The 733-nt window shown below is 51.6% G+C and carries 1 protein-coding gene; it reads right to left on the bottom strand.

Translation table 11 applies throughout. From position 1 onward, the window contains the following. Positions 1 to 92 precede the first annotated feature (92 nt). Entirely contained in the window at positions 93 to 296 is a 204-nt protein-coding gene (locus IEW15_RS25595) for a hypothetical protein (protein WP_188583379.1), read from the bottom strand. Between the last annotated feature and the right edge of the window lie 437 nt (positions 297 to 733).

The following is a 733-nucleotide window of genomic DNA, read 5'->3' as shown; positions in this document are numbered from 1 at the left end:
TCAGGCGCCGGCCGCAGGCTCAAGGGCGGATCTCACTGCGATCGCGACACATTCCGAAGACCCATTCTGCAACAGGCTCTTAAAACCAGGTTTCACCCCTCCGGAGTCTGCCCCTCTTCCTCTGAAGCTGTAAGCTGGTTGTCATTGGCCGCCCGTTGCCGCCGCCTTTCCCAGGCCCTGAAATGCTCACGGGCAATATGGCGACCGACGGCACGGGCAATGCTGCGCAAATGCTGCTCAGCCTCTTCCTTTCCGGCGCCATTGTCATTGGCCGCCACTTTTTCTTTTTGTGTCATGAGCAACCCGCTTCCAGTAAAGTAATCCACTGGAATAGAATCGCCCAAAACCGCCAAAACTCTTATACCCCTTATGTACGCTCATCTGACGTTTATGTTCTATGATCGGCAGGCGACCCCGTTGACTTGCTTGTGTTGTGTTCGCGTCATCAGTCATTCCCACTCAATGATCAATTGAAATTGTAACATATTGATCTTTCTACGGAATATATTGATTTTTAGAATACCGTCACTTTTCTACGGTTTTGAAAAGATTGACTTTATGCAGCCTCAATCGCGGCATGCATTTTGACGACTCGATTGTCGCCTATGTGCGGGAAAATTGATGAAATTCGCCCCATTTTTTCTGCCTCAAAGGAGCCTGTTGCAGAATGGGCTCCAACCCTGTCGATGTCCGCTTGCCCCCGCGCTGCGGGGCTGATTCCCTCGGGTGAGGT

It is taken from the genome of Tistrella bauzanensis, assembly GCF_014636235.1.
Lineage (GTDB): Bacteria > Pseudomonadota > Alphaproteobacteria > Tistrellales > Tistrellaceae > Tistrella > Tistrella bauzanensis.
The sequence above is the reverse complement of the archived record's forward strand: the minus strand, read 5'-3'. Positions and strand labels throughout refer to the sequence as shown.